This is a genomic window from Acidobacteriota bacterium (genome assembly GCA_039683095.1).
GTDB lineage: Bacteria > Acidobacteriota > Aminicenantia > Aminicenantales > Saccharicenantaceae > RBG-16-66-30.
The window spans coordinates 921242-945483 of record JBDKSB010000012.1 but is presented as its reverse complement, the minus strand read 5'-3'; the positions used below and the strand labels follow the sequence as shown (position 1 = coordinate 945483).

The 24242-nt window shown below is 68.0% G+C and carries 21 protein-coding genes; 13 read left to right on the top strand and 8 right to left on the bottom strand.

All coding sequences use genetic code 11. The annotated features are described in order from the left end of the window. Positions 1–3 precede the first annotated feature (3 nt). A complete protein-coding gene (locus tag ABFD52_11915; GenBank protein MEN6561471.1) occupies positions 4–552 on the top strand; it encodes a DUF4126 domain-containing protein in 549 nt (182 codons plus the stop codon). A 256-nt stretch (positions 553–808) separates the two neighbouring features. Here the strand turns inward: ABFD52_11915 and ABFD52_11910 are convergent, their stop codons facing one another. From ABFD52_11910 to ABFD52_11885, 6 genes are all read right to left on the bottom strand, one after another. After that, positions 809–1057: a GlsB/YeaQ/YmgE family stress response membrane protein gene (locus ABFD52_11910; GenBank protein ID MEN6561470.1), complete on the bottom strand. Its 249-nt coding sequence runs from the start codon at positions 1055–1057 to the stop codon at positions 809–811. Positions 1058–1103: 46 nt separating this feature from the next. After that, positions 1104–2279, bottom strand: coding sequence for an MFS transporter (locus ABFD52_11905; protein MEN6561469.1), 1176 nt, complete (start codon positions 2277–2279; stop codon positions 1104–1106). Positions 2280–2284: 5 nt separating this feature from the next. Next, positions 2285–3580, bottom strand: coding sequence for an ABC transporter permease (locus tag ABFD52_11900; GenBank protein ID MEN6561468.1), 1296 nt, complete (start codon positions 3578–3580; stop codon positions 2285–2287). Continuing rightward, positions 3577–4299, bottom strand: coding sequence for an ABC transporter ATP-binding protein (locus tag ABFD52_11895; GenBank protein ID MEN6561467.1), 723 nt, complete (start codon positions 4297–4299; stop codon positions 3577–3579). The genes ABFD52_11900 and ABFD52_11895 overlap by 4 nt, the downstream gene beginning before the upstream one ends. A gap of 76 nt (positions 4300–4375) precedes the next feature. After that, a complete protein-coding gene (locus ABFD52_11890) occupies positions 4376–5815 on the bottom strand; it encodes a radical SAM protein (protein ID MEN6561466.1) in 1440 nt (479 codons plus the stop codon). Continuing rightward, positions 5808–6536 carry a MerR family transcriptional regulator gene (locus ABFD52_11885; protein MEN6561465.1) on the bottom strand — a complete coding sequence of 243 codons (729 nt, stop codon included), beginning with the start codon at positions 6534–6536 and terminating at the stop codon, positions 5808–5810. The genes ABFD52_11890 and ABFD52_11885 overlap by 8 nt, the downstream gene beginning before the upstream one ends. A 256-nt stretch (positions 6537–6792) precedes the next feature. Here ABFD52_11885 and ABFD52_11880 point away from each other — a divergent pair, with 256 nt between their 5' ends. Beyond that, on the top strand, positions 6793–8460 hold the full coding sequence (locus tag ABFD52_11880) for a GMC family oxidoreductase (GenBank protein ID MEN6561464.1): 1668 nt from the start codon (positions 6793–6795) through the stop codon (positions 8458–8460). Here the strand turns inward: ABFD52_11880 and ABFD52_11875 are convergent. Beyond that, positions 8342–9736 (bottom strand): hypothetical protein, encoded by a 1395-nt coding sequence (locus tag ABFD52_11875; GenBank protein ID MEN6561463.1) that lies wholly within the window; start codon positions 9734–9736, stop codon positions 8342–8344. The genes ABFD52_11880 and ABFD52_11875 overlap by 119 nt on opposite strands. Before the next feature lie 92 nt (positions 9737–9828). Then, positions 9829–10029: a hypothetical protein gene (locus ABFD52_11870; protein ID MEN6561462.1), complete on the bottom strand. Its 201-nt coding sequence runs from the start codon at positions 10027–10029 to the stop codon at positions 9829–9831. A 94-nt stretch (positions 10030–10123) separates the two neighbouring features. Between ABFD52_11870 and ABFD52_11865 the strand changes: the two genes are divergently transcribed. The 11 genes from ABFD52_11865 to ABFD52_11815 all read left to right on the top strand — a co-directional run bounded on the left by ABFD52_11865 (position 10124) and on the right by ABFD52_11815 (position 24236). Beyond that, positions 10124–10966, top strand: a complete 843-nt coding sequence (locus ABFD52_11865) for an alpha/beta fold hydrolase (protein MEN6561461.1) — start codon at positions 10124–10126, stop codon at positions 10964–10966. Position 10967: 1 nt separating this feature from the next. After that, the gene (gene glpK / locus ABFD52_11860) at positions 10968–12446 is read left to right on the top strand and encodes a glycerol kinase GlpK (GenBank protein MEN6561460.1); all 1479 of its coding nucleotides are present in this window, start codon (positions 10968–10970) and stop codon (positions 12444–12446) included. A 107-nt stretch (positions 12447–12553) separates the two neighbouring features. Beyond that, on the top strand, positions 12554–13489 hold the full coding sequence (locus ABFD52_11855) for a hypothetical protein (GenBank protein MEN6561459.1): 936 nt from the start codon (positions 12554–12556) through the stop codon (positions 13487–13489). Positions 13490–13541: 52 nt separating this feature from the next. Then, the gene (locus ABFD52_11850) at positions 13542–14156 is read left to right on the top strand and encodes a sigma-70 family RNA polymerase sigma factor (GenBank protein ID MEN6561458.1); all 615 of its coding nucleotides are present in this window, start codon (positions 13542–13544) and stop codon (positions 14154–14156) included. A 17-nt stretch (positions 14157–14173) separates the two neighbouring features. Next, positions 14174–14746, top strand: a complete 573-nt coding sequence (locus tag ABFD52_11845) for a hypothetical protein (GenBank protein MEN6561457.1) — start codon at positions 14174–14176, stop codon at positions 14744–14746. Positions 14747–14900: 154 nt separating this feature from the next. Then, positions 14901–16979, top strand: a complete 2079-nt coding sequence (locus ABFD52_11840) for a M14 family zinc carboxypeptidase (protein ID MEN6561456.1) — start codon at positions 14901–14903, stop codon at positions 16977–16979. Beyond that, complete coding sequence (locus ABFD52_11835) at positions 16976–18736, top strand: M14 family metallopeptidase (GenBank protein ID MEN6561455.1); 1761 nt, start codon at positions 16976–16978, stop codon at positions 18734–18736. Before ABFD52_11840 ends, ABFD52_11835 begins: the two co-directional genes overlap by 4 nt. A 134-nt stretch (positions 18737–18870) precedes the next feature. Next, on the top strand, positions 18871–20448 hold the full coding sequence (locus tag ABFD52_11830; protein MEN6561454.1) for a DUF3943 domain-containing protein: 1578 nt from the start codon (positions 18871–18873) through the stop codon (positions 20446–20448). A 100-nt stretch (positions 20449–20548) separates the two neighbouring features. Then, the gene (locus tag ABFD52_11825) at positions 20549–21466 is read left to right on the top strand and encodes a magnesium transporter CorA family protein (GenBank protein ID MEN6561453.1); all 918 of its coding nucleotides are present in this window, start codon (positions 20549–20551) and stop codon (positions 21464–21466) included. Positions 21467–21720: 254 nt separating this feature from the next. Then, on the top strand, positions 21721–23064 hold the full coding sequence (locus ABFD52_11820) for a TolC family protein (GenBank protein ID MEN6561452.1): 1344 nt from the start codon (positions 21721–21723) through the stop codon (positions 23062–23064). 5 nt (positions 23065–23069) lie between these two features. After that, positions 23070–24236: an efflux RND transporter periplasmic adaptor subunit gene (locus ABFD52_11815; GenBank protein ID MEN6561451.1), complete on the top strand. Its 1167-nt coding sequence runs from the start codon at positions 23070–23072 to the stop codon at positions 24234–24236. Positions 24237–24242 lie beyond the last annotated feature (6 nt).

The window sequence follows — 24242 nt, the reverse complement described above, 5'->3', positions numbered from 1 at the left end:
GGCATGCTGGGATTGCTCGGCGCCTTCGGGCTGGCCGCGGCGACCGGCCTGAACGCCTATCTGCCGCTGCTCATCGTCGGCCTGCTGGCCCGCTACACCCATCTCATCGCCCTCCGGCCGCCGTGGAGCGCGCTGACGCATCCCGTCGTGCTCGTCGTCATCGGCGTCCTGCTCGCGATCGAGATCACCGTCGACAAGATCCCGGCCGTCGACACGGTCAACGACGTGATACAGACGATCTTCCGGCCGGCGGCCGGGGCTATCCTCTTCGCCGCGAGCGGCAACGTCATCAGCAACGTCAGCCCGGTGCTGGCCATGATCTGCGGCCTGCTCATCGCGGGAGGCATCCACACGGCCAAGGCGGCGGCCCGTCCGGTCGTGACGGCGCATACCGCGGGAATGGGGAACCCCGTCGTCAGCCTGGCCGAGGATGCCGTCTCCGGCGTGACGGCCGTCGTCGCGGTCGTGGCGCCCATCGTCCTCGGGCTGCTGCTTCTGCTGGCCGTTTGGCTCCTCATCCGCCGGCATGGCGGCAGGTCGACGCGGGCCTAGAGCTCAGAGTTCGAATGCGCCGGTTGTCCGCAATAGCCGCACGCATAGGAGACGGGGCACATAAGCTATCCATGGCCCGGCGATCCCAAGGGCGGGGCGATTAATGCCTGATAACAAAACGCGATTGCTTTTCAAGAAGGCTTAGTTGTTTTTTAGCTTCCAAATCTCCGCCTTGATAGCCGGGAAATGCTCTTGCGGCGCTACAACCGACTTCGTTTCCCCATTGGCTCCAGCCTTGCCTTTGGTGGAGCGGCCCTCAGGCCTTTTTCTTGATCAGGCCGTAGATGAAGAGCAGGATCAGCGCGCCGACGATGGCGCCGATGAAGCCGGCCGTCTCGCCGGGCTTGTAGATGCCGACGAGCTTGCCGAGATAGGTGGCGACGAACGAACCGGCGATGCCCAGGACGATCGTCCAGAGCCAGCTCATGTTCTCCTTGCCGGGATAGATGAGCTTGGCGATGATGCCGGCCAGCAACCCCAGAACAATGGTCCACAGGATGTGCATGACCCCTCCCTTTCGGGCCTATCTTGGCAGGAACGGAGAGCCCTTGTCAATGCCTGCCGACGGTCAGGCGGCGCAGGCGGACCAGGAACAGGAAGGCGACGGCGTTGAGGCCGGCCGCGGCCAGGGCCACGGCCGGGAACCCCAGGCCGTAGAGCCGGGGGGAGGCCAGCGACCCGATGGCCCGGCCGACCGAGAACGACGCGGCGTAGAAGGCCAGAAGCGTCGCCCGAGCCTGGGGCAGGATCTCGCTCATGACCGGAAGCATGCTGACGACCGTGTACTCGAAGGTCAGGTAGAAGAGGGCCAGGCCGATGAGCGCCAGGGCGGCCGTGCGGCCGGCCAGGGGCAAGACGGCGGCCGCGACGGCGTTGGCGGCCAGGCCGGTCATCAGGGCCTTCATCTTGCCGATCCGGTCGATCGAGGCCGCGACCAGGCTTTCGCCGCCGAACTCGGCCAGGCCGATGGCCGCCGCCGCGGCCCCGAGGCCGGCCAGCTTGAGCCCGAAGGAGTCCTCGAGCCAGGCGCCGAAGACGAAGTTGACCAGCTCGTTCGAGACGCTGACGGCCAGTATGGCGGCGATCCCCGCGAGGGCCGGGCCCGACCGGAACACGGACCTGAAGCTTTCGCGATGGCCCGCGGCGCCGGCCGCCCCCGCTGCCGGCATCCCCGCGCCGATCCGGACGACGACGAGCCCGGCCAGGCCCAGGACGGCCAGGGCAAGAAAGGGCGACCGCCAGCCGAAGCGGCCGATGAGGAAGCCGGCGGCCGGCACGCCGGCGATGAAGGCCAGGGACCAGCTGAGCTCGGTCAGGGCCAGGGCCCGGCCGCGCCGACCGTAGGGCACGAGGTCGCTCAGGTGGGCCAGGATGGCCGGGTCGATGACGTACTTGCCGACGGTCATCAGGACGAGGGCGGCGGCGAAGCCCGGAAGGCCCGGGCCGACGGCGCCCAGGAACGCCCCGGCCGCGAACAGGCCCAGCCCGAGGGTCAGGCCGAACCGCCGCCCGTGCCGGTCCGTGAATGGGGCGAGGAGGGGGCCCAGCGCGCCCGAGGCGGAGCGGGCCGACAGGGCGATCGACATGGTCGCCAGGTCGACCCCGAAGGCGCGGGCAAAGACCGGCAGGAACGGGTAGACCATCCGGTAGGCGGTATTGGACAGGGTCCGGGCCCCGACCGCGAAGGCGATCGGTGACCGGACCTGCCTGGCCGGATCGGTCGTCACGGCCCTCAGGCGGCGGCCGCTTTCTTCTTGCCGAAGCGCAGCTTCATGGTCAGGATCTTGTCCGTCGAGAAGATCCTGGCCGCGTAGATCACCAGGACCACGAACACGAGGAGCATATAGCCGAGCCCGGCGGCGATCAGGCCGTAGTTGCCGAGGTAGAGGTTCTGCGAGACCAGGAAGGGGTGCGTGAACGGGATGGCCAGGACGAAGACCTTGAGCGGCAGCGACATCGTGTTCAGGTCGGCGAACAGCGAGATGAAGTAGGGGATCATGACCATGAACATGAGCGGCATCATCATGCTCTGGGCGCTGCGAAGGTCCTCGGCCAGGACGCCGAGGATCATGGCCGCCGCGAGGGCCACCAGGATGGCCAGGAAGATGGACAGGCCGAGGATGGCGTAGCCGCCCGTGCTGAAGGTCAGGCCGAGCTTCTGCATCAGCGCCGCCCCGCCGTCCTGGGCGCCCGCCCGGGCCGCTTCTTCACCGATGCCGCCGACGAAGCCCTGGAAGCCGAACATGTAGACGCCGGCCGAAATGAGGCCGACGAGCCCGGCCGCCAGCATCTTGGCGGTGATGATCGAAGTCCGCTTGATGGGCACGGTCAGGAGCGTCTCCAGGGTCTTGTTCTGCTTCTCCAGGGCCACGGCCGAGATGACCATCTGCGAGGAATAGATGACGATCATCATCAGGACGATGGGGATGAGCATGGACTGCTGGGAGATCAGGCCGGCGACCATGTTGGCCGAGCCTTCGGCCACGCGGTCCCTGACGACGACGAAGTCCCGGCTCCGGATGGGCTTTTTGAGGCTGGCCGGGTCGAGGCCGGGCAGCCGCTGGGCCAGGAACTCGTTGGACACGGCCTCGTTGAGGGCGGCGATGACGCCCTGGACGACGACCTGGCCCCGGGCCCCGATGAGCGAGAAGCTGCGCATGAAGGAGTAGGTCTCGATCTCGCTGGGCTTGAGCTCCCGGAGGGAGTCGCCGAAGCCCTTGGGGATGACGAGGAGGAGCTTGGACTCGCCGGCCCTGGCCGTTTCGAGGGCCTGATCCTTGGTCTTGCCCGACTGGTCAAGGACCTTGAAGCGGGCCGACTCGAGGCCCTTGATCAGGGCCTGCGACGCGGGCGTGCCGTCCTGGTCGAGGGCCGAGATGGTCTGGATGCCGACGGCCTTCTGGACCTCCTTCCTGCTGACCTGTCCGATGAAGTTGAACAGGACGACGGTGAAGACGAGCGAGACGACCAGCTGCTTGGTCGCCAGCTCCTTGATCTCTTTCTTTAAAAGGTTGGTGAATCTTTTCATCGGAGGGAACTCCTGAAGACCTCTTCGAGGTTCTTGGCCGCGTGCTTGTCCTTGAGCTCGGCCGGCGTGCCCGTGTCGAGGATCAGGCCCTTGTTGATGAGCCCGACCCGGTCGGACAGGAACTCGATCTCGAGCATGTTATGGGAAGAGAGCAGGACCGACGTCCCCTCCTTGACGTAGCGGCGGACGATCTCCCGGACCTCCAGGGCGTTGAGGACGTCGAGGCCCGAGGTCGGCTCGTCGAGGATGGCCAGCACGGGCTTGGTCATCAGGGCCCGGGCCAGGAGGAGCTTGCGGGTCATGCCCTTGCTGTAGGTGCCGACCTTGGTCGACAGGCGGTCGCCGAGCTCGGTGATCTCGACGGCGCGGCGGACGAACTCCTTCTCCTCCTCCGGCGTCCGGGCGTAGAAGTTGGCCATGAAATGAAGGTAATCCAGGCCCTTCATGTCCTTGTAGGCGCCGGCTTCTTCCGGCAGGTAGCTGATCTTCTCCCGGACGAAATCGGGATCCTTGCCGAGGTCGTGATCGAGGAAGGAGATCTCGCCGGCGGTCGAGGTCAGCAGGGTGGCGACGATGCGGAGGGTCGTGGTCTTGCCGGCCCCGTTCGGGCCGATCAGGGCGAAGACCTCGCCAACGCGGACATCGAAGTCGATGCCGGCCAGGGCGTGCTGGGTGCCGTAGGACTTTTTCAGTCCCCGGACGGTCAGGACATTGGGCATGGGCGACTCCATAGGGATAAAATTCCAGAATATTCTAGTTGATACGGAGGGGCATGTAAACGGTTCGGAGCGTCCCTTATTCGAGGCTGACGTCCTCCCGGTAATCCACCGACACTTTCGCCCGGGAGCCCGGCCGGGGCTTGAGGAGGGCGGCGGCCCGGAGGAAGGTCCGGTTCTTCTTCTTCCAGGCCCTGTCGAGATGCCTGGCGTAGTGGGCGATCCCGAGGGCCAGCCACTGGCCGGACAGGACCTTGCGGACCGAACCCTTGAGCGAATAGAACTTGCGGTGGGCGAAGCTCTGGGCCTTCTGGAGGTCGGGCAGCGAGAAGCGGGCCGGCTGGAACACGGCGTGGTGGGCGTCGTAGAGGGCCCAGTCGTGGAAGGTGATGCGGTGCTCGGCGGCGATCCGGTCGTAAAAGGCCGAGCCGGGCAGCGGCGTCAGGATGAGGAACTGGGTCGAGGTCAGCCGGGCCCGCTTGGCCCAGCGGACCGTCTTGCGCACTGTCTTCCAGTCGTCCTGGTCGAAGCCGAGGACGAACATGCCGTGGATGTGAATGCCGTTCTGCCGGAACACCCGGACGGCCCGGGCGATCTCCGCGACGGTCTGCTTCTTGTGCATTTCCTGGAGCGCGTCCGGGTTGACCGATTCGAAGCCGATGTAGACGGTGTGGCAGCCGGATTCCTTCATCAGGCGGACGAGATCCGGGTCGCGGGCGACGTCGGCCCGGACCTGGGTCGTCCACCGGATCCGGATCTCCTCCCGTATCATGGCCTGGCACAGCTCGCGGGTCCGTTCCGGGTCGGCGGCGAAGTTGTCGTCGTAGAAGAAGACCATGGTCTTGCGGCCCGAATAGCGGCGCAGCTCCTCGATGATGTTCGCGGTCGAGCGGAAGCGGTACTTGCGCCCGAACATGCCGGTCACCGAGCAGAAGGAGCAATCGAAAGGGCAGCCCCGCGAGGTCATGACCGGGATGGAGGACATATGCTTCGTGCCCTTCGCATCGGGCCGCAGGAGCGAGAAGTCGGGGAAGGGGATGCGGTCGAGGTCCGAAGCCCGGGGCGCCAGGGGGTTGTGGATGACGGCGCCGGAGGCGTCCCGGTAGGAGAGGCTGGGTACGTCGGCGTAGCCCCTCCCTTTCTCGCGGGCGTCGATGAAGGCGGCCAGGGCCGCCTCGCCCTCGCCGCGGACGACGAAATCGGCGTGCTGCATCGCCTCGTCGGGCAGGTAGGTGACGTGGGGCCCGCCCATGATGACCGGGATGCGCATGATCCGGACCCGGTCGGCGATGGCGTAGGCCCGTGGCGCCGTGGACGTGATGGTCGAGATGCCGACGAGGTCGGCCTCGGCGATGACGTCGTAATCGACCTTGCGGAAGTCCTCGACGAAGACCTCGACCTCCCAGCCGAGCTTCTTCATCATCGTCCCGAGGATGAGGGTCCCCAGCCGCGGCAGGGGGAACTGGGAGAAGATGTGCAGGTTCGGGGCCTTCGGCTCGATGAGGACGATCTTATGCATGGCTCTTCTCCTTATTTTCTTTGGCGGCTTTCCCGCGCTTCTGGTTCCGGCCCTGGAGGGCGACGATGTCCTTTTTCTTCTTCTTGAGAAGGTCGCGCCAGCGCTCGATGCCCTCCTCCAGAAGCTTCATCTTGTCGGAGAGGCCCCGGATGGCCTCGAGCATCGCGGCCAGCCGCTTCTCGACCTCGGCCTGGGGGTAGGCTTCGAGTTCGGCCTCGATGGCCAGGAGCGTCCGGACATCGTCCGAGATGGCCTTGACCTCCTCGAGCGAGTAGCCGAAGAGCTGGAGGTCGCGGATGAGCTGGCAGAGGATGACGTACGATTCCGAGTAGAGCCGGAAGCCGCCCTCGGTCCGCATGTCGGGCTCGATGATGCCCTTGTCCTCCCAGTGCTTGATCGTCCGCGGGCTGACGCCGGAGCGCTCGGCCAGGTTGCCGACGGTCAAGTAGCCCTTGTCGCGGGCCCTTTTCTTGCCGCGCCGGTCGCGGGGCAGGCCGACCCTCTTGACGATCTTGATGATCTCGTCGGTGCCGTAGCCGAGATCGGCCAGCCGCTGGACCACGGCGACCTGCTCGAGACTCGAGACGGAGAACAGGGGGGACTTCTTCTCGCCGTAGCCGTCGGGCTTGAGGAGCTTGACCTTGGTCCATTCCGCGACACGCTCGGCCGGGGCCCCGGCCTTGTCGGCCAGGTCCTGGACGGTTAGAAGGTCTCTGTTCATTCTATACCTTTGCGTTCAATTATGAATAGATTTTCATATAACATGTACGTACACGAATATATTATACGGACGCGGGGCTGTCAAGAGGCTTATCGCTCAACCGCGATCCGGACCGCCGTTCAAGAGGATCCCGCTCTATCGAGCCGGGGCCCGACGGCCGGAGACCAAAGACGCGAAGCCCTGAAGGCGCTCAGCGCCAATGCGCGTCCTTGACCTCTCCGGCCGTCTTCTGTAAAGTGGGGCGCATTCGGGGAAAATGAAGAAGAGCGAAGAGCTCGTTTTCGATTGCCTGGTCGTCGGGTCCGGATTCGGCGGCTCCGTCGCGGCCATGCGCCTGGCCCAGAAGGGCTATTCGGTCGGCGTCGTCGAAGCCGGCCGGCGCTGGCACGCCGACCAGTTCCCGCGCCGCAACTGGAACCTGCGCAAGTTCCTCTGGATGCCCGGCCTCGGCCTCTACGGCACCTGGCGTCTGCGCCTCCTCAACGGGGCCTTCATCCTGGCCGGGGCCGGCGTCGGCGGCGGCAGCCTCAACTACGCCAACACGCTCTACGTCCCGCCCGACGTCTTCTTCGAGCGCCCCAGCGTCCGCCGGCTCGGCGGCAAGGCCGGACTCCTGCCTTACTACGACCTGGCCGGCCGCATGCTCGGTATCGTCCGCAACCCGGTCGAGACGGCCCAGGACGTCCTGATGAAGGAGACGGCGGCCGAGATCGGCCGCGAGGCCACCTACCGGCTGACCGACGTGGCCGTTTATTTCGGCCATGAAGGGGAGCCGGCGGCGGACCCCTATTTCGAGGGCGAAGGGCCCGACCGCATCGGCTGCGAGCTCTGCGGCGAGTGCATGACCGGCTGCCGCAAGGACGCCAAGAACAGCCTGGACAAGAACTATCTCTACTTCGCCGAGAAGTTCGGGGCCCGGGTCTTCTCCGAGAACAAGGTCGTCGATATCGAGCCGCTCTCCGCCGACGGGAGCGACGGGTATCGTGTCCGGACGCGGAAGACCACCGGCCTGTTGCGGGGAAGGCGCGGCCTGACCTTCCGAGTCAAATCGCTGGTCGTCGCCGCCGGCGCCCTGGGCACGAACACGCTGCTGCTCGACATGAAGCGCAAGGGCCGGCTGCCGAACCTGCCGGCGCCTCTCGGCAAGTACGCCCGGACGAACAGCGAGACCATGCTCGGCGTGCGCTCGCTGGCCAGGGACGCCGACTTCAGCCGGGGCGTGGCCATCACCTCGAGCGTCCACCCGGACGCCGACACGCACCTCGAACCGGTGCGCTTCGGGAAAGGACATGACGTCATGTGCGCGCTTGTCGCCGCCCTGACGGACGGCGGCAAAAGGACGCCCCGGGTCCTGCGCTGGCTGGCCAACGAGCTGCGTCATCCCCTGCGCCATCTGCGCCTGCGCCGGCCGCCCGGCTGGGCCCGGCAGACGATCATCCTGCTGGGCATGCAGACGGTCGACAATTATTTCCATTTGAAGCGGCGCCGGCGCTGGTATGCCCCGTTAGAAGCGGTCCTCGTCTCCGAACCCGGCACGGACCGCCGGAACCCGACCTGGCTCCCGGCCGGCAACGATTTCGGGCGGCGGATGGCCAGGCGGATGGACGCGGTCCCGGCCAACGTCATCACCGAGGTCACGGTGGGCGCGCCCATCACGGCCCACATCCTGGGCGGCTGCTCGTTCGGCCCGACCCCGGAGGAGGGCGTCATCGACGAGCGCAACCGGGTCAAAGGCTATGCCGGGATGATCGTCTGTGACGGCTCCCAGATCCCGGAGAACCTGGGCGTCAATCCGGCCCTGTCGATCACGGCCTTCGCCGAGCGGGCCATGTCGTTCGTGCCGCCGAAGAAGCCCGTCCGCTTCCTGGCCGCGGAGAGAAAGTGGGGAGTCGAAGGCCTCCTGACCAGGACGCCTTCTCCCTAGACAGCTCTTCTCCGGCCCGTTTCATGAGGGCGGCCGCCGCGCCGGCATCGGGTTCCGGCCAGCGTATCTCGCTGACCTGTTTGAGAACGGCCTGGGAGTCCGTGACCGGGGGAGGATAAGGGCGGCGTCCGGAGGCCCAGGCTCCCCAGGCATCCAGGACCTCCTCGAGCGAACGGACCGCGACCTCGGTCGCCCGGATGGCTTCGCCGGCCGAGGCCGCGAAGCCGGCCGCGTCGCGGTCGAGCTTGGCCAGGAGGTTCCCGATATCGGCGGGAATGTCCCCCTGGACGTAGTCCTTTTGGAACGCGGCGGCCAGGTCCCGGCCGCGCCCGGCGGACTGCCAGATCTCGCGCATCCGGAGCCGGATCAGGGCGGCCCCGGTCCAGGCGCCGGCCCTGGCCTTCTCGAAACGGGCCAGCCCGGCTCCCGCCGGCAGGCCCCGTCTCTTCCGCAGGCCTTCGAGCTCGCCGAGCCGGTCTTCGATCCGCCGCCACGCGCCGGCGATATCGCCCGCGGCCCAGGCGCAGAAGGGCCGGTGGCAGGCGATCTCGGCCATGAAGGCTCTCAGCTCGTCCCACTCGACGGTTCCGCGGCCGGCGCTGAACCCGGCCTGGAGCCGGCCGACCACGGCGTCGTCCAGCCCGGCGTGCATGCCCTCATGCATCAGTCCGCCGGCGAGCATGTGGTAATCCTCCTCGCGCAGCTCCCTGAGCAGCCGCAGATAGAGATCCTCGCCCAGGGTCTTTCGGAGCGCTCGATGAGCCGGTTCGTCCCGGAAAAAGGCCTCGAGCCGGCCCAGCTTCTCCCGGAAGGCCGCGGCTTCGCGGCCGTTCGCCGCGGCCAGCATGCGGCCGTAATCCCCGACGATCGCGGCCGGCGTGAACGTCCGCAAGTTCTCGACGCAGAGGGCCAGGTAGGCCGATTCGTGGATCTCCATGAACAGCCGGCCATCAGCGTCGAAGCCGTGGGTCATGAAGTAGGAGCCCGGCCGGACGAGATAGGCGCTGGCCGGGAAATAGCGCCGGGCCCGCTCCCACGCGCCGCCGAAGCCGAGGTCCCTCCATGCCGCCGCGGGGAAACCGTCGCGCATGGAGTAGAACCTCGAGTCGAGAACGGCCTGGATGATCCGCCTGGCCGGGTCGGCCGGAGGCAGGGCCTTGAACAGGATCCGTTCGCGGCCTGCCGCGCCCCCTGCCGCGGCGACGGCCGCCGCGGCGGCGAGCATCGACACGATCGCCGGACAGACCCGTCCGCCGGAACGAGCGTTGGGCTTCATTGGACCCTTCCGGGTTCGATCCGGCCGCGGGTGGCGTCCCCCTCGGGGATCCCGGCCGGAATGAAAGGAGAAAATGCCGTTCGCGGACGGCCTCAGGACTCTTCCCGCTCGGGCTCGGGGGCGTCCGGATTGGGCGGGGCGGCCGGCGCCTCGTCGGGCGAAAAGACCTCGGGCTCACCCTCGGGATTGGCGATCTTGCCCAGGCGCCGCAACCGCTTCTCTTCCTGTTTCTTCAGTCTTCTCAGCTCTTTGGACCGTTTTTCGCTCTTGAAAGCTCTGTTTCCTCTACCCACCAGACCTCCTTGTTCCGGATTTACGGCCTTATCATAACAAAGAAGCACCGGGCGGCGCAAGACACGCCGGGCGGGGCTTTGCTATAATCCGGCCATGAGCGGCCTCCAAGGGACCGATCTCCTGTTCCGCCGCTGGGATGCCGAGCCATCGCCGTCCGCAGTTGCCGGCCCGGTCCCGCCCAAGGCCGTCTTTCTCCTTGTCCACGGGCTGGGCGCCCACTCGGGCCGCTGGGATTTTTTCGCCCGCGCCGCGGCCGGGCGCGGCTATGCTTCGTACGCCATAGAACTCCGCGGCTTCGGCCGGACGCCCGAGCGGCCGCGCGGCCACGTCGCTTCCTTCGAGGTCTGGCACCGGGACCTCCTGGCCCTGAGGGAGGCGATCGGGCGGGACTTTCCGGGGAAAAAGGTCTTCCTCGCCGGCGAGAGCATGGGCGGACTCATCGCCTACGACCTGGCCGGCCGCCGGCCCGGCCTGTTCGCCGGCGCGGTCCTCATGGCGCCGGCCTTCAAGAACGGGATGAAGTTCCCCCCGGGCGCTTATGTCAAGGTCGCCCTGGTCACGCCGTTCCATCCGAAATCCATGGTCGATCTGCCGTTCACCTCGGAGATGGCGACGCGCGATCCGGATTATGCGGCGGTCATGAACGAAAGCCCGGACGAGCTGCGGGTCGCCAGCCTCGGGCTCATGCGCGGCTTCCTTCCAGTCCAGGCCCGGGCGGGGCGCCTGGCCCGGACGTTCGCGGCGCCGGCGCTCTTCCTCGTCCCCGGCGTCGATCGTCTCGTCGACGAGAGGGCCGCCCGCCGCATCTTCGCCCGGCTGGCCGCGGCCGACAAGACGCTCATCGAGTATCCGGACATGTTCCACGCGCTCTACATCGACCTCGGCCGCGACAAGGTCTTTGCCGACATCCTAGATTGGACCGGGACGAGGGCCTGACATGAGCCACGTCCTGGCCATCGATCAGGGCACGACCGGCAGCCGGGCCATCGTCTTCGACAAGCGCGGCCGGGCCGTCGCCTCGGCCTACGAGGAGTTCCCGCAGTATTTTCCCAAGCCCGGCTGGGTCGAGCACGACCCGGAGGAGATCTGGCGGAGCGTCTTCCGGACGGTCCAGAGGGTTCTCGAAAGCGTTCCCGGACGTTCGATCGCCGCGGTGGGCGTCACCAACCAGCGCGAGACGACCGTCGTCTGGGACCGGCGGTCGGGGCGGCCCGTGGCCAAGGCCATCGTCTGGCAGTGCCGCCGGACCGCCGGCCGCTGCCGCGAGCTGGCTGCCAGGCCGGGGATGAGCCGGCTCATCCGGAAAAGGACCGGCCTGCCGATCGACGCCTACTTCTCGGCGACCAAGGCGGAGTGGATCCTCGACCGCGGCGGCCTTCGCGAGCGGGCCCGGCGGGGACGGCTGGCCTTCGGCACCACGGACTCCTGGACCCTGTGGAAGCTGACCGGCGGGGCCAGCCACGCCACCGACCCGACCAACGCCTCGCGGACCATGCTCTTCAACATCCGCCGGCTCGACTGGGACGCGGACCTGCTAGATCTCTTCGGCGTCCCGGCCGCCCTCCTGCCGCGCGTCCTTCCGTCGTCGGGCGAGTTCGGACGAACGGTCCGCCTGGGCCGTCTCCCGGCGGGCATCCCGGTCATGGGCATCGCCGGCGACCAGCAGGCGGCCCTTTTCGGCCAGGCCGGATTCCGGCCGGGCGCGATCAAGAACACCTACGGCACCGGCTCTTTCATCCTGCTCAACACCGGGCGGGAGGCCGTCGAGTCCAAGCACGGCCTGATCACGACCGTCGCCTGCGGCCCCGGCGGCAAGGCCGCCTACGCCCTCGAGGGATCGGTGTTCGTGGCCGGGGCGGCCGTCCAGTGGCTGCGCGACCAGCTCGGCCTGATCGGCACGGCGGCCGAGTCGGAGGCCGCCGCCGCGTCGGTCGCGGACAGCGCGGGCGTTTACTTCGTCCCGGCCTTCGTCGGGCTCGGCGCGCCCTACTGGGACTCCGAGGCCCGGGGCACGATCGTCGGGCTGACGCGCGGCGCCAACCGCGATCATCTCGTCCGGGCGGCCCTCGAAGCCATGGCTTACTCGACCCGGGATGTCCTGGAGACCATGCGCAAGGAATCTGGGCTGCGGGTGCGCGAGCTTCGGGTGGACGGCGGCGCCTCGGCCAACGACTTCCTCTGCCGGTTCCAGGCCGACGTCCTCGGCCTCCCGGTCGTCCGGCCCAAGGCCGTGGAAACGACCTCGCTCGGAGCCGCCTGGCTGGCGGGGCTGGGCGCCGGGCTATGGGACTCGACCGCGGCCATCGAGCGCCTGGCCGTCGACGAGCGCAAGTTCATCCCGGCCATGACCCGCGCCCAGGCCGATAAGCTCTACGCGGGCTGGCAGGCCGCCGTGCGCAAAGCCCGCGCGGTTTGACGGGCGATGATCCTCGCCGCTTCGATCTTTAGCGGCGGGAAGTGAAACAACCGGGCGCCCGGCGCGTATCACAGGGCGGACAGATCATTCAGAGAGGAGCAAGAACGATGAAGAAAATGGCTTCGCTGATCGCGGCCCTGCTTGCCATCGCCCTGTTCTTTGTTGTCCCGGCCTTCCCCGGGACCGTCCCCGCGTCGGTCGTCCCCGAGGGCGCCAAGTGGGTCGTCCACCTGGACATGCAGAAGTTCGTCGCCACCAGCCTCTACGGCTGCCTCGAGAAGAGCGGCGCCTTCGAGGTCAAGAGCCGGAAGGTCAATGACTGGCTCCAGATGGACCTGACCAAGGATGTCACCGGGGTGACCCTTTTCGGGATCGAGCTGCCCCAGGCCTCTGGGAAGAACGGGGCCACCGTCGTCGCGGTCGCCGGGAAGTTCGATAAAAAGAGGATCCTGGCCATGATCGCGGCGGACACGAATAACAAGGAGACCGCCTACGGGTCCTTCACGATCTACTCGGCCGGCCATGACAGGTTCGGCGCCTTCGTCAACGACGGGCTCGTCGTGCTCTCCGAGAGCGCCGAGGGCCTCGAGAAGGCGCTCGACGCGGCCTCCGGCAAGGCCAAGAATTACGCCGGGACCGCCTTGAGCGCGGCGCTCAAGGATGTCCCCGCGACGGCCTTCGTCAGCGGCGTGCTGCCGGACCTCGGCGGGCTGGGCCGGGAGATCGGCCGGTCCAAGGTCCTGGAGAAGGCCACGGGCCTGTTCTTCCTGGCCCAGGAGAAGAAGGACATCCTCCAGGTCCGGCTCCAGGTCACGGCCGACTCGCCCGAGAGCGCCAGGAACATGGCCGACGTGGCCCAGGGACTGATGGCCATGGCCAGGCTGAGCGAGGATCAGGAGAGCGCGGCGAAGATCGCCTCGCTCCTCGAGGGGATCAGGTTCGACGTGAACGGCAAGGTCTTCAAGATCGAGTTCGAGCGGCCGTCGCGGGAGATCGCGGACCTTCTTTCGAAGGGACACGGCCTCCACGGCTTCCTCGACTGAGCCCTGAACGAGGGATGAGCGGGCCCCGGACGGCCGGGGCCCCGTGGAGAGCATGGCCGATTACGATCCGATAAGCGGGAAGACCGACGAAGAGCTGGGCCGCGAGGCGCGGGCTGGCTCGCGCCGGTCTTTCGAGGAGCTGGCCTGCCGCTACAGGCGCCGGCTCTTCGTCTATGTGCGCGCCCGGGCCGGGAGCGACGAGGACGCCGAGGACCTGGTCCAGGACACGTTCCTCAAGCTCTACCGGAACATCGCCGCGTACGACCCGGCCTTCCGGTTCTCGACCTGGCTCTACACCTCGGCCGGCCGGCTGGCCATCGACGCCTATCGTAAGAAAGCGGCGGCGCGCGGGCGGCTGGCCGGGGCGAGGATCGAGGACGCCGCCGACCAGGCCGCGAAGACAGAAGACGCGGGCGGCGCGGCGGGGGCCTCGGGCGCCTGGGACGCGGCCCGGGCCCTCGGCGGGGACCGCTTCCGGGCGCTGTGGCTGCGCTACGGCGAGGACATGAGCATCGCCGAAATCGCGGCCGTGATCGGCCGGTCTCCGCTGGCCGTCCGTGTGCTCCTGCACCGGGCCCGGACGTCCCTGGCCGGCCGTCTCGGACCGGAAGCGGGCGCGGCCGCGCGGCCGAGGACCGGGGCGCCGCGCGCGGCGGCCCGGAGTTGAGGGAAAGGAGAAGGGCGATGGTATGCGCGCTCAGCCGCTGGATGATCTCGAGGGCGGAGGACACCGGGAAAAAGCCGCCTCGCTGGGTCGCGAGCCATGTCCGCGGCTGCGCCGCCTGCGGCGAATTCGCCCGGCGGTCCGCGTCGCTTGCTTCGCGGCTCCGCACGGAGCGGGCCGCCTGGCTGGCTGAAGCCCCGGAATTCCCCGCGGGCCGCGCCCTCGACCTGGAACCGGCCGGGCCGGGGCGCCGGGCCGGCGGATCGGGAGAGGACCGGGCGCGTCGCTTCCGCTTCCTTCGCCCGCTGCCGGCCGCGGCGGCCGCCCTGGTCCTTGTCGCGGCCGGGATCGTCGTCTTCCTAGTGGCTCGCAGGGAGCCCGGGGGTCCCGCTCGGAACCCCGAGGCTGCCCGGGCGGCCTTCCGGCAGCTGGCGTCCGCCCCCAGGGATATCCGACGTGTCCTGAACGAGACGGAGTCGCCGCTCGATAAAGAACGCCGGGCCCTGGAGCAACTCGTCGCTTCGGCCGCCGACTACCTGGGAAACCGCCTGAACGTCAAGATCGAGCGCAAGGTGCCGGGCCAGAACCTCTAGCGGCCCCCGCTCCGGATCTGCCGCAATTCTTCAATTTTTTGAACCATTGCCGCCTGATCCGCGTATCTAAATAAGAAGTCGACGTCCGCGTTGATTTGACCCGGACGTTTTGCGAGAATGTCGGACTGATCCTCTTCAACGGAGGTACCATCACGTGAGCCTTCGCCGCTTCCCCGCCCTAACCGTTCTGGCCCTCGTCTGTTTCGCCCTGGCGCCTCTTTCGGCCGCGAGCCCGGGAGGGGCCGTTCCCACCGGGGACAGCCCCCAGGCCCCGGCCCCCGCGCCGGCCTTCGACCGCTACCACCGGCCGGAGGAGATCGCCGCCGCCCTCCAGGACCTGGCCCGGGCGAACCCGTCATTTGCCAAGGCCTATGTCCTGGCCAAAAGCCCGGGCGGACGCGACCTCGTCCTGCTCGAGGTCGGACCTGAAACGGCCAAAGCCGCCAAGGCCCTGCCGGCCGTCTTCGTCGCGGCCGACATGGACGGCACGGTGCCGATCGCCGCCGAGGCCGGGCTCTGGCTGGCCAAGTCGGTCTGCGCCAAAGCCGACCTGCGCGCCGACCGGACCTGGTACATCCTGGCCTGCGGCAACCCCGACGCGGCGGCCCGCTATTTCGCCAAGCCCCAGCTCCGCGACGCCCGCAACGGCCGCCCGATGAACGACGACCAGGACGACGCGACCGACGAGGACGGCCCCGACGACCTCGACGGCGACGGCCTGATCACCCAGATGCGGGTCAAGGACCCCGAGGGCACGTGGACGGCCGTCACGGGCGAGCCGCGCCTGATGAAGCAGGCGGACGGCGTCAAAGGAGAGAAGGGCCTCTGGAAGGTCTATGCCGAAGGCCTCGACAACGACCATGACGGCCAATACAACGAGGACGGGCCCGGCGGCGTCAACCTGGGCACGGCCTTCCCCCATCTTTTCAAGTACCACGCCCCCGACGGCGGCCCCTGGCCCGGCAGCGAGCCGGAGACGTACGCCCTGCTGAAGTTCTTCGACGTCCACCGCGAGATCGGCCTGGCCTTCGTCCTCGGCGAGTCGAACTTCTGCCTCAACCCGCCGCGGGCGGGACGCAAGGGTGGCGCCGACCTGAACCAGATCAAGGTCCCCGAGCGCCTAGCCGGCTTCATCAACGCCGACCCGGCCCGGACCTACACCATGGCCGAGATCATCGAGCTGGTCAAGCCGCTCGTCCCGCCGGGCATGGAGGTCACCGAGGGCCTCGTCGCCGGCTTCCTCGAGCTCGGCGCGGCGGTCAACCCGCTCGAGGATGACCTGAAGTTCTACAAGGAGCTGTCCGAGAAGTACAAGGAGTTCCTCAAGGCCGCCAAGCTCGACGGCAAGCGCCTCGAGCCGGCCGCCGACAAGGACGGTTCCCTCGAGCTCTACGCCTATTACCAGCTCGGCCTGCCCTCCTTCGCCCTGGACTTCTGGACCCTGCCAGAGGTCAAGGAGGAGAAGCCGGCGGACGAGATGACGCCCGAGAAGCTCGAGAAGATGACCAACGACGAGTTCGTTGCCCTGGGCGAGGAGAAGATCAACGCCTTCCTCAAGGCCTCCGGCGCCCCGGACGAGTTCAAGGCCAAGCAGGTCATCGAGGCCGTCAAGGGCGGCCAGATGGACACCCGGAAGATGGCCGAGATGATGAAACAGATGCCCAGGAAGCCGGAGGAGGGCGGGGCCGACCCGAAGGAGAAGGCCCTGCTCGCCTGGAGCGACAAGGAGCTCGGCGGCCAGGGCTTCCTGCCCTGGAAGCCGTTCAAGCACCCGACCCTGGGCGACGTCGAGATCGGCGGGGCCGCGCCCTTCGCCGACAACACGCCCCCGGCCAGGATGATCGAAGGCCTCGTCCAGGGCCAGGCCCCGTGGGTCTTCGAGGTGTCCAGGAAAATGGCCCGGATCCGGATCGCCGAGGCCAAGGTCACGAAGCTGGGCGCCGGCGTCTACGAGGTCAAGGCCTGGATCGAGAACGCCGGCGACCTGCCCTATCCGACGGCCATCGGCGCCCGGAACCAGCGCATCCTGCCGGTCGTCGTCACGCTCGGCGGCGACGGGTTCGAGATCGCGCAGGGCAGGAAGCGGAGCCTCGTTCCGGCCGTCCCGGCCCGCGGCGCGCAAGCCGTGACCTGGATCGTCCGGGCGGCCAAGCCGGTCAAGATCGAGATCAAAGCGGAGACCCGGATCGCCTGGAGCGACGCCCGCACGATCGACCTCGGAGGTGCCAAGTGAAGAAGCTCGCCGGTTCCGTCCTGCTCATCCTGGTCCTGGCGGCCGGCCTGGCGGCCCAGGCGCCCGCGATCACGGTCCCGCTGCGCTTCGACCAGTACTATCCCCTGGACCGGGTCTACGAGGCTCTCCGGGCCCTCAACAAGGCCTATCCCCAGCTGACGACGCTCGAGACCGTTGGCCGGAGCGAGGAAGGCCGGCCGATCATGGCCATGACCGTCAACAATCCCAAGACCGGCGCGGCGCTCGACAAGCCGGCGATGTACGTCGACGGCAACATGCACGGCAACGAGATCCAGGGCGGGGACATCTCGCTCTACCTCCTCGACTACCTGCTCGGCAACTACGGCAAGAACGCCGAGGTCACGGCTCTGGTCGACAAGAACTGCTTCTACGTCGTGCCGGTCGTCAACGTCGACGGCCGCCACCATTTCTTCGCCGACCCCAACAGCCCCGACAGCAGCCGGACCCTGCGCATCGCCACCGACGACGACCACGACGGGCTCGTTGACGAGGACCCGGCCGACGACCTCGACGGCGACGGCAACATCTGCATGATGCGCAAGAAGGACCCCTTCGGCCAATACCGGACCGACCCCGAGGAGCCGCGCCTGATGGTCCGGGTCAAGCCGGGCGAGAAGGGCGAGTGGACCATCCTCGGCGACGAAGGCATCGACAACGACGGCGACGGCCAGGTCAACGAGGACGAGCCGGGCTACGTCGATCCCAACCGGAACTGGGGCTTCGACTGGGCCCCGCCGTACGTCGAGGGCGGATCGGGCGAGTTCCCGTTCTCCGGCGTTGGGCTCAAGGGCCTGGCCGAGTGGACCATGACCAAGCCGAACATCTGCTTCGCCTGGTCCTTCCACAACAACGGCGGCATGCTCCTGCGCGGCCCGAGCCGGAAGGGCCTGGGCGAGTACCCGGCCCAGGACGTGGCCGTTTACGACTTCCTCGGCAAGCAGGGCGAGCGCATCATCCCCGGCTACCGCTATCTCATCTCCTGGAAGGACCTTTACACGACCTACGGCGACTCCGGCGAGTGGATAGCCCAGACGATGGGGGCCTACTTCTACTGCGCCGAGGTCTTCCAGAACGGATCCGAGACCTTCCAGGGCGCCTCGGAGCGCGGCGAGGCCGGCACCCGCGGCGAGGAAGCCATGCGGGACATCATGGGCGGCGGCCCGTCCGAGCGCGAGCGGCTGAAATACAGCGACAACGTCGCCCAGGGCGAGCTCTACAAGCCCTGGAAGCCGTTCCGGCACCCCGTCTACGGCGACATCGAGATCGGCGGCTGGGTCAAGATGAGCTCCCGCCTGGGCGCGCCCTTCATGATCAAGGACCTCGTCCACCGCAACGCCATGGCCGTCCTGTTCTCGGCCAAGCACCTGCCCGAGGTCGCGCTCGACGTCGTCGAGGTCAAGCCCCTCGGCGGCGGCCTGTACCGCGTCCGGACGCGCCTGGCCAATCCCAAGGCCATGCCGACCATGAGCTATCTCGCCCAGCGGGTCAAGCTCTATCCCCAGGACACCCTGACGGTGAGCGGTCCGGGGGCCAAGGTCGTGGCCGGCGGGCCGGTCCTCGATCCCTACACCGATAAGGTCTCGTACAAGAAGGACCGGCCGGAGACGCAGTTCCTGGTCGTCCCCGGCTTCGGCAAGATCGAGCACCAGTTCCTGGTGGAAGGGACGGGCGAGATCGCGATCCGCTACGCGTCGCGCCACGGCGGGAAGCTCACGAAGACGGCCAGGCTCGAATAGGCCGTCCGCGGCCCGGTCCGCCGTCCCGGCGCCGGCCGCGCTCCCGGGATCCGCCGTCATCTATTGACGGGCGGCTCCGAACCGCCTAGAGTTGCTCTTTGAAGTTTCGGGACGAACGGCGGAAAGGAGCTGCGGTGAACGGAAGGATGAGAGCGGCGGCGGCGGTCCTGCTGGCGGGATCGTCGATGGTCTGGCTGGCCGCGGCCGTCCCGGACCCTGTCCCGTTCTGCCTGGCGGCGCAGGCCGCCGCGCCGGCCGTCCGAGCGACGCCGGGGAAAAAGCCCGGCCGGGCCTGGATCGAGCTGGGCGCCTTCCTGGCTTACTCCACGACCAGCTACTGGACCCGGGCCGCCTTCCCCGAAGACTGGCAATTCCAGCTCAATGCCCATGCCCAGTTCGAGAGGGTCTTCCTGCTCAAGGGCTGGCGCTTCGATTCGAACAATTTCAAGCTCAACTGGACCCACGCCCTGGCCGGCGGCGTTTATTATCAATTCGCCCGCTCCAACAACCTGACCTGGCTCGAATCCTGGCTGGTGGCCTCGGCCGCCTCGACCTACTGGGAGGCCGTGGTCGAGTGGAAGGAAGTCATCTCCCTAAACGACCAGATCATGACCGGCCTCGCCTCGTTCTCGACGGGCGAGCCCTGGTACCAGATCGGACATTACCTGGCCCACCGGCGCGGCCTCCTGGCCCGGGCCCTGAGCTTCGTCAATCCCGCCGTCAAGCTCAATCATTGGCTGGACCGCAAGAAGCCCGGCGCCAGGGACTATCCGCAGCCGGGCTGGCGGGACCTGGCCGTGTTCGCCGGGGCCCGGCGACTCTCGCGGGCCGGCGAGCCCGCCGAGACGGGCCTCAATTTCGGCTTCCGGACGCAGCTGCTCATGCCGCCGGACTACGGCCGGCCCGGCGACGTCCGGCGGGGCCTGAAAGACACCTATTCGAGCGGCATCAGCCTCGATTACACGGTCCGGAACGGGCACGCCGACGAGACCAACTTCTGCACGGGCGCGGTGACCCTGGGGCGCTTCCGGCAGAAGATCGTGGCCGGCCCGACCGGATACAGCCTGATCGTCGGGCTCGGGTCCTCGTTCGAGTATTTCAAGAAGAGGCCCTTCGAGAGCTACGACAGCGATCCGGTGCCCGTCAAGCAGGGCTACGATCTTCATTTCGAGAGGCCGAGGAATTTCACCGACAAGCTGGCCCTGGCGCATCTCGCCGGGCCGGTCGTGGATTGGACGGTCTTCCGTCCCGGCCTCAGGGTCCGGACCGTGGCCGAGGCCTACGTCGATTTCGGGCTGGTCAATTCCTATGCCTTCAACGCCTACTCCGAGCTGCACCATACGCCGCCGGACGACACCATCGAGGGCATGAAGACGACGGTCATGTACTACGGCTATTACTACGGCTTCGGCGGCACCCTCTCCGGGCGGACGCGCCTCGAGTGGGGGAGCTTCCGGGCCCAGGCCCTGGCCAGCTTCGGCGCCTGGAGCTCCGCCGACGCCTTGGACCGGTTCCAGGGAGAGGTCGCGAACAACGCCCATCTCGACGACAACAGGTTCCGCGGCCTCATCGGCGCCGGGTGGAGAGTGCCGGGCACGTCGTTCGAGCTCCAGGCCCGATACGAGGTCGTCCGGCGCTGGGGGCGGATCCTCGAGACCCGCGTTCACCGCCTGGAAAAGCGGCTCTTCGCCGGCCTCGAATTCTCGTTCTGACCTTGCCGCTCGCGCTTGCCATCCGGGCGGCGGCGGGGCATAATCGCGGGGACGCGCGGCGTCCGCCGCGAAGAAAAATCGCAGAGAGTGGAGGAAGGGCATGCTCCGGCGCTACCTGATCGAGAATTCGAAGATCGTCGAGACCGCGGACGAGAAGGCCCCGATCCTGCTCTACATCAATCCCGACGAGGCCGAGAAGCGCCTGCTCGTCGAGACCTGCCAGATCGACGAGCACACCCTGAATTCCGCCCTCGACCCCGACGAGCAGGCCCGTCTCGAATGCGAGCCGAACCATGTCGCCATCATCTACAAGCGGCCGAAGAATTACTCCGGCGGCGACCAGCTCCTGTTCAAGGCCTCGACCATGGGCGTCTTCTTCTTCGGCGACCGGCTCATCCTGGTCACGGCCGACGACACGACGGTGTTCGAGGGCAAGCAGCTGGCCAAGGTCGGCAGCCTGAGCGAGCTCGTCATCCGGCTCATCTACCGGGCCATCTACCATTTCATGGAGCACCTCAGGATCATCAACCAGATCGCCGACGACGTCGAGCAGAAGATCAACAGGGCCATGGAGAACCGCTATCTCATCAACCTGTTCGCCCTGCAGAAGAGCCTGGTCTACTACCAGAACGCCGTCAACTCGAACGGCGTCCTGATCGAGAAGCTCCGCCATAACGCGGCCAAGTTCGGCTTCACCCAGGAGGAGATGGAGCTGCTCGACGACATCGTCATCGAGAACAACCAGTGCTACCGCCAGGCCGAGGTCTACTCGAACATCCTGGCCAGCCTGATGGACGCACGGGCCTCGATCGTCAGCAACAACCTCAACGTCCTGATGAAGACCCTGAACATCATCACCATCTCGATCATGGTGCCGACCCTGGTCGTCTCGGTCTTCTCGATGAACGTGACCCTGCCGTTCGGCCTGAGGGAGCATCCCGCCTTCTGGCTCATCCTGGGCCTGGCCGGCGTCTCGGTGGTCGGGTTCCTGATCTTCTGGAAATACAAGAAGTGGTAGCTGCTTCCCGGCGCGCTTGACGCTGACCGATATCCCCGCCCGGCTGCCTTCGGCGAAGGTCGTCTCCACGGCCGGCAGAGACAGGACGTATTCGACGAAGTCCGCGCCGCCCCGGCCGCCCGGAAGTTGGCCGCTTAGACGGTCCGAATCCCCGGGACCTTCCCGTTTTTCGGCCCGGGGGAGGAAGAAAGACCGGAGTTTGGCGTCCTAATGTAATATAGTAAAGGTTTGCCCGTATCTTCAGGAGAAAGAGGATGGCACAACAGTCCGGACTAGGCCGGGGCATGCGCCCGGCGGCGGTCGCTCTCTGCCTGATCCTCGCCTTGGCCCCCTTGGCCGCCTCCCAGGACAAGACCCTGACCCTCGACGAGGCGGTCAAACTGGCCCTGGAGAGGAACGAACAGGCCCTGGCCGCCCAGGAGAGCATCAGCGCGGCCAACGCCCGCGTCGCCCAGGCCCGCTCGTTCTTCCTGCCGAACATCAGCACCACCGGCACGTACACCCGCAGGGCTTATGAGACGCGGCGGGTCGTCGGCAACTCCGAAGTCGTCATCCAGCGCTTCAACGCCCTCTCGGAGACATTGAACCTCTCGCAGACCCTGTTCGACGCCCGGAGCATGACCAGCCTGGCGGCCGTCCGGTCCCAGCGGAACGCCGATGTGGCCGCGGCCGAGGAGAGCCGGAGGCAGCTGGCCTTCGAGGTCAGCCAGGCTTTCCTGGCCACCCTCGGGACGACCCAGGTCCGGGGAGCCTCGGCCCGGCGCTTCGCCTTCGCCGGGCAGAACCTCGAGGCGGCCAAGGCGCGCTTCGCGGCCGGCCTGGCCTCGGTCAACGACGTCACGCGGGCCGAGCTCGAGTACGCCACGGCCGAGGTCGGTTTGACGCAGGTCAAGGGCGAGGTCGAGACGAGCACCCTCCAGCTGGGCAACCTCCTCGACTCCGCGGAAGCCGTCCGCGGATCGCTCGTCGTCCCCGAGTTCCTGATCGAGGCCGCGTCGGCCGAGGCCGCCGACGCCGAAGCCCTGATCGGCGAGGCCCTGGCCCGCCGGCTCGATGTCGGCTCCCTGCGTTGGGCCGCGGCGTCGCAGCGCTCGCTGGCCAAGGTGCCGATGCTCGGCTTCCTGCCGTCCCTCAGCGCCACGGGCCGGTACAGCCTGACTAACGAAGCCAGCTTCAACAACAGGAACTGGAACTGGAGCGTCGGCGCGACCTTGAGCTGGACCCTCTTCGACGGCCTGACCCGCTTCGGCCAGCGCCAGGAACAGAAGGCCCTGGCCCGGCTGGCCGACCTCGACGTCCAGGCGGCGGTCCGCAAGGTGGACCTCGAGGTCCGGCAGGCCCTGGTGTCCCTGGCCAACCAGCGGGCTTCCCTCAAGCAGGCCACGGTCGCCTACGACGTGGCCAGGAAGAACGCGGCCGAGACCACGGAGCTCTATCGCCAGGGCCTGGCCTCCGCCCTCCAGGTCGCCGACGCCAACGTCAGCCTCTTCGAGGCCGAGGTCGCCTTCGTCCAGGAACGCTACGGCTTGGGGGTCGCTTTCCTCAACCTGGAAGCCGCCCTGGGCCTCGATCCCTTTGGGAAGGAGCCACGCACTTGATCAGCATGACAACCAGGAAGATCGCCGCTGTCGCCGCCGCCGCGGCGTTGATCGTTCTCGCCGGGGCCTGCAAGAAGAAGGGCGCCGGCGCCCAGGGGGCGCGGGGCGGCCGGGGCCGGGTCATGTTCCCGGTCGACGTCGAGAAGGTCCCCGTCCGCTCGCTCGTTTACACCGTGGCCGCCGTCGGCTCGGTCGAGGCCTTCGAGAAGGTCCAGGTCACGGCCCGGGTCTCCGGGGCAGTCGACCGCGTCCGTTTCGCCGAAGGGGAGTACGCGTCGGCCGGCCAGGTCCTGGTCGAGATCGAGACCGAGCGCTACCGCCTGGCCGTCGAATCGGCCCAGGCCGCCTTTGAAAAGGCCGAGGCTTCCAAGGCCGACGCCGAAGCGGGGCTCAAGCGCCGCGAGACGGTCACGACCCAGAACCCGGGCCTCATCCCGGGCGAGGAGGTCGAGACCTGGCGGACCAAGGTCCTGACGGCCGCCTCCGAGGTGGCCCAGACCCGCTCGGCCCTCAACCAGGCCAAGCTCAACCTCAGCGACGCCTTCGTCAAGGCGCCCATCTCGGGCATCATCCAGACGCGGACCGTCCAGACCGGCCAGTATGTCGAGACCGGGACGGTCCTGGCGACGCTCGTCCGCCGCGACCCGCTCCTGCTCCGGTTCCGCGTCCCCGAGCGCGACGCCGCCCGGATCAAGCCCGGCCAGGTGGCGAAGTTCACCGTCCGCGAGGAAAGCCGCGAGTTCACGGCCAAGGTCGTGCATGTCGCCGAGTCGGCCGACGACACTTCGCGCCTCGTCGACATCACGGCCAACATCGACGACACGGGCGACAAGAGCCTCCGGCCCGGCTCGTTCGCGGAGATCTCCGTCCCCGTGGCCTCGCCCGGCGAGGCGCCGGTCATCCCCGTCGGCGCCGTGCGCCCGAGCGAGCGCGGCTTCATCGCCTACGTCGTCGAGGGCGACAAGGCCGCCGAGCGCATCCTGACCCTGGGCATGCGCTCGGCCGACGGCAAGGTCGAGGTCCTGTCCGGCCTGAGCGGCGGCGAGACGCTCGTCGTCCGCGGCGCCGAAGCCCTTTCGAACGGCGTGAGCGTGCGCCTCGGCGCGCCGACCGCCGCCGAGGCGCCGGCCGCGGCCCCGCCGGCCGGGGGCGCCGCGCCGGCCAAGAAATAAAGGATC

Bases quoted from the DNA above. Each gene is read 5' to 3' on its own strand.
- ABFD52_11915 (MEN6561471.1), top strand. From the start codon at position 4: ATGCTGGGATTGCTCGGCGCCTTCGGGCTGGCCGCGGCGACCGGCCTG.
- ABFD52_11910 (MEN6561470.1), bottom strand. From the start codon at position 1,057: ATGCACATCCTGTGGACCATTGTTCTGGGGTTGCTGGCCGGCATCATC.
- ABFD52_11900 (MEN6561468.1), bottom strand. From the start codon at position 3,580: ATGAAAAGATTCACCAACCTTTTAAAGAAAGAGATCAAGGAGCTGGCG.
- ABFD52_11895 (MEN6561467.1), bottom strand. From the start codon at position 4,299: ATGCCCAATGTCCTGACCGTCCGGGGACTGAAAAAGTCCTACGGCACC.
- ABFD52_11890 (MEN6561466.1), bottom strand. From the start codon at position 5,815: ATGCATAAGATCGTCCTCATCGAGCCGAAGGCCCCGAACCTGCACATC.
- ABFD52_11885 (MEN6561465.1), bottom strand. From the start codon at position 6,536: ATGAACAGAGACCTTCTAACCGTCCAGGACCTGGCCGACAAGGCCGGG.
- ABFD52_11880 (MEN6561464.1), top strand. From the start codon at position 6,793: ATGAAGAAGAGCGAAGAGCTCGTTTTCGATTGCCTGGTCGTCGGGTCC.
- ABFD52_11875 (MEN6561463.1), bottom strand. From the start codon at position 9,736: ATGAAGCCCAACGCTCGTTCCGGCGGACGGGTCTGTCCGGCGATCGTG.
- ABFD52_11865 (MEN6561461.1), top strand. From the start codon at position 10,124: ATGAGCGGCCTCCAAGGGACCGATCTCCTGTTCCGCCGCTGGGATGCC.
- glpK (MEN6561460.1), top strand. From the start codon at position 10,968: ATGAGCCACGTCCTGGCCATCGATCAGGGCACGACCGGCAGCCGGGCC.
- ABFD52_11855 (MEN6561459.1), top strand. From the start codon at position 12,554: ATGAAGAAAATGGCTTCGCTGATCGCGGCCCTGCTTGCCATCGCCCTG.
- ABFD52_11850 (MEN6561458.1), top strand. From the start codon at position 13,542: ATGGCCGATTACGATCCGATAAGCGGGAAGACCGACGAAGAGCTGGGC.
- ABFD52_11845 (MEN6561457.1), top strand. From the start codon at position 14,174: ATGGTATGCGCGCTCAGCCGCTGGATGATCTCGAGGGCGGAGGACACC.
- ABFD52_11825 (MEN6561453.1), top strand. From the start codon at position 20,549: ATGCTCCGGCGCTACCTGATCGAGAATTCGAAGATCGTCGAGACCGCG.
- ABFD52_11820 (MEN6561452.1), top strand. From the start codon at position 21,721: ATGGCACAACAGTCCGGACTAGGCCGGGGCATGCGCCCGGCGGCGGTC.
- ABFD52_11815 (MEN6561451.1), top strand. From the start codon at position 23,070: ATGACAACCAGGAAGATCGCCGCTGTCGCCGCCGCCGCGGCGTTGATC.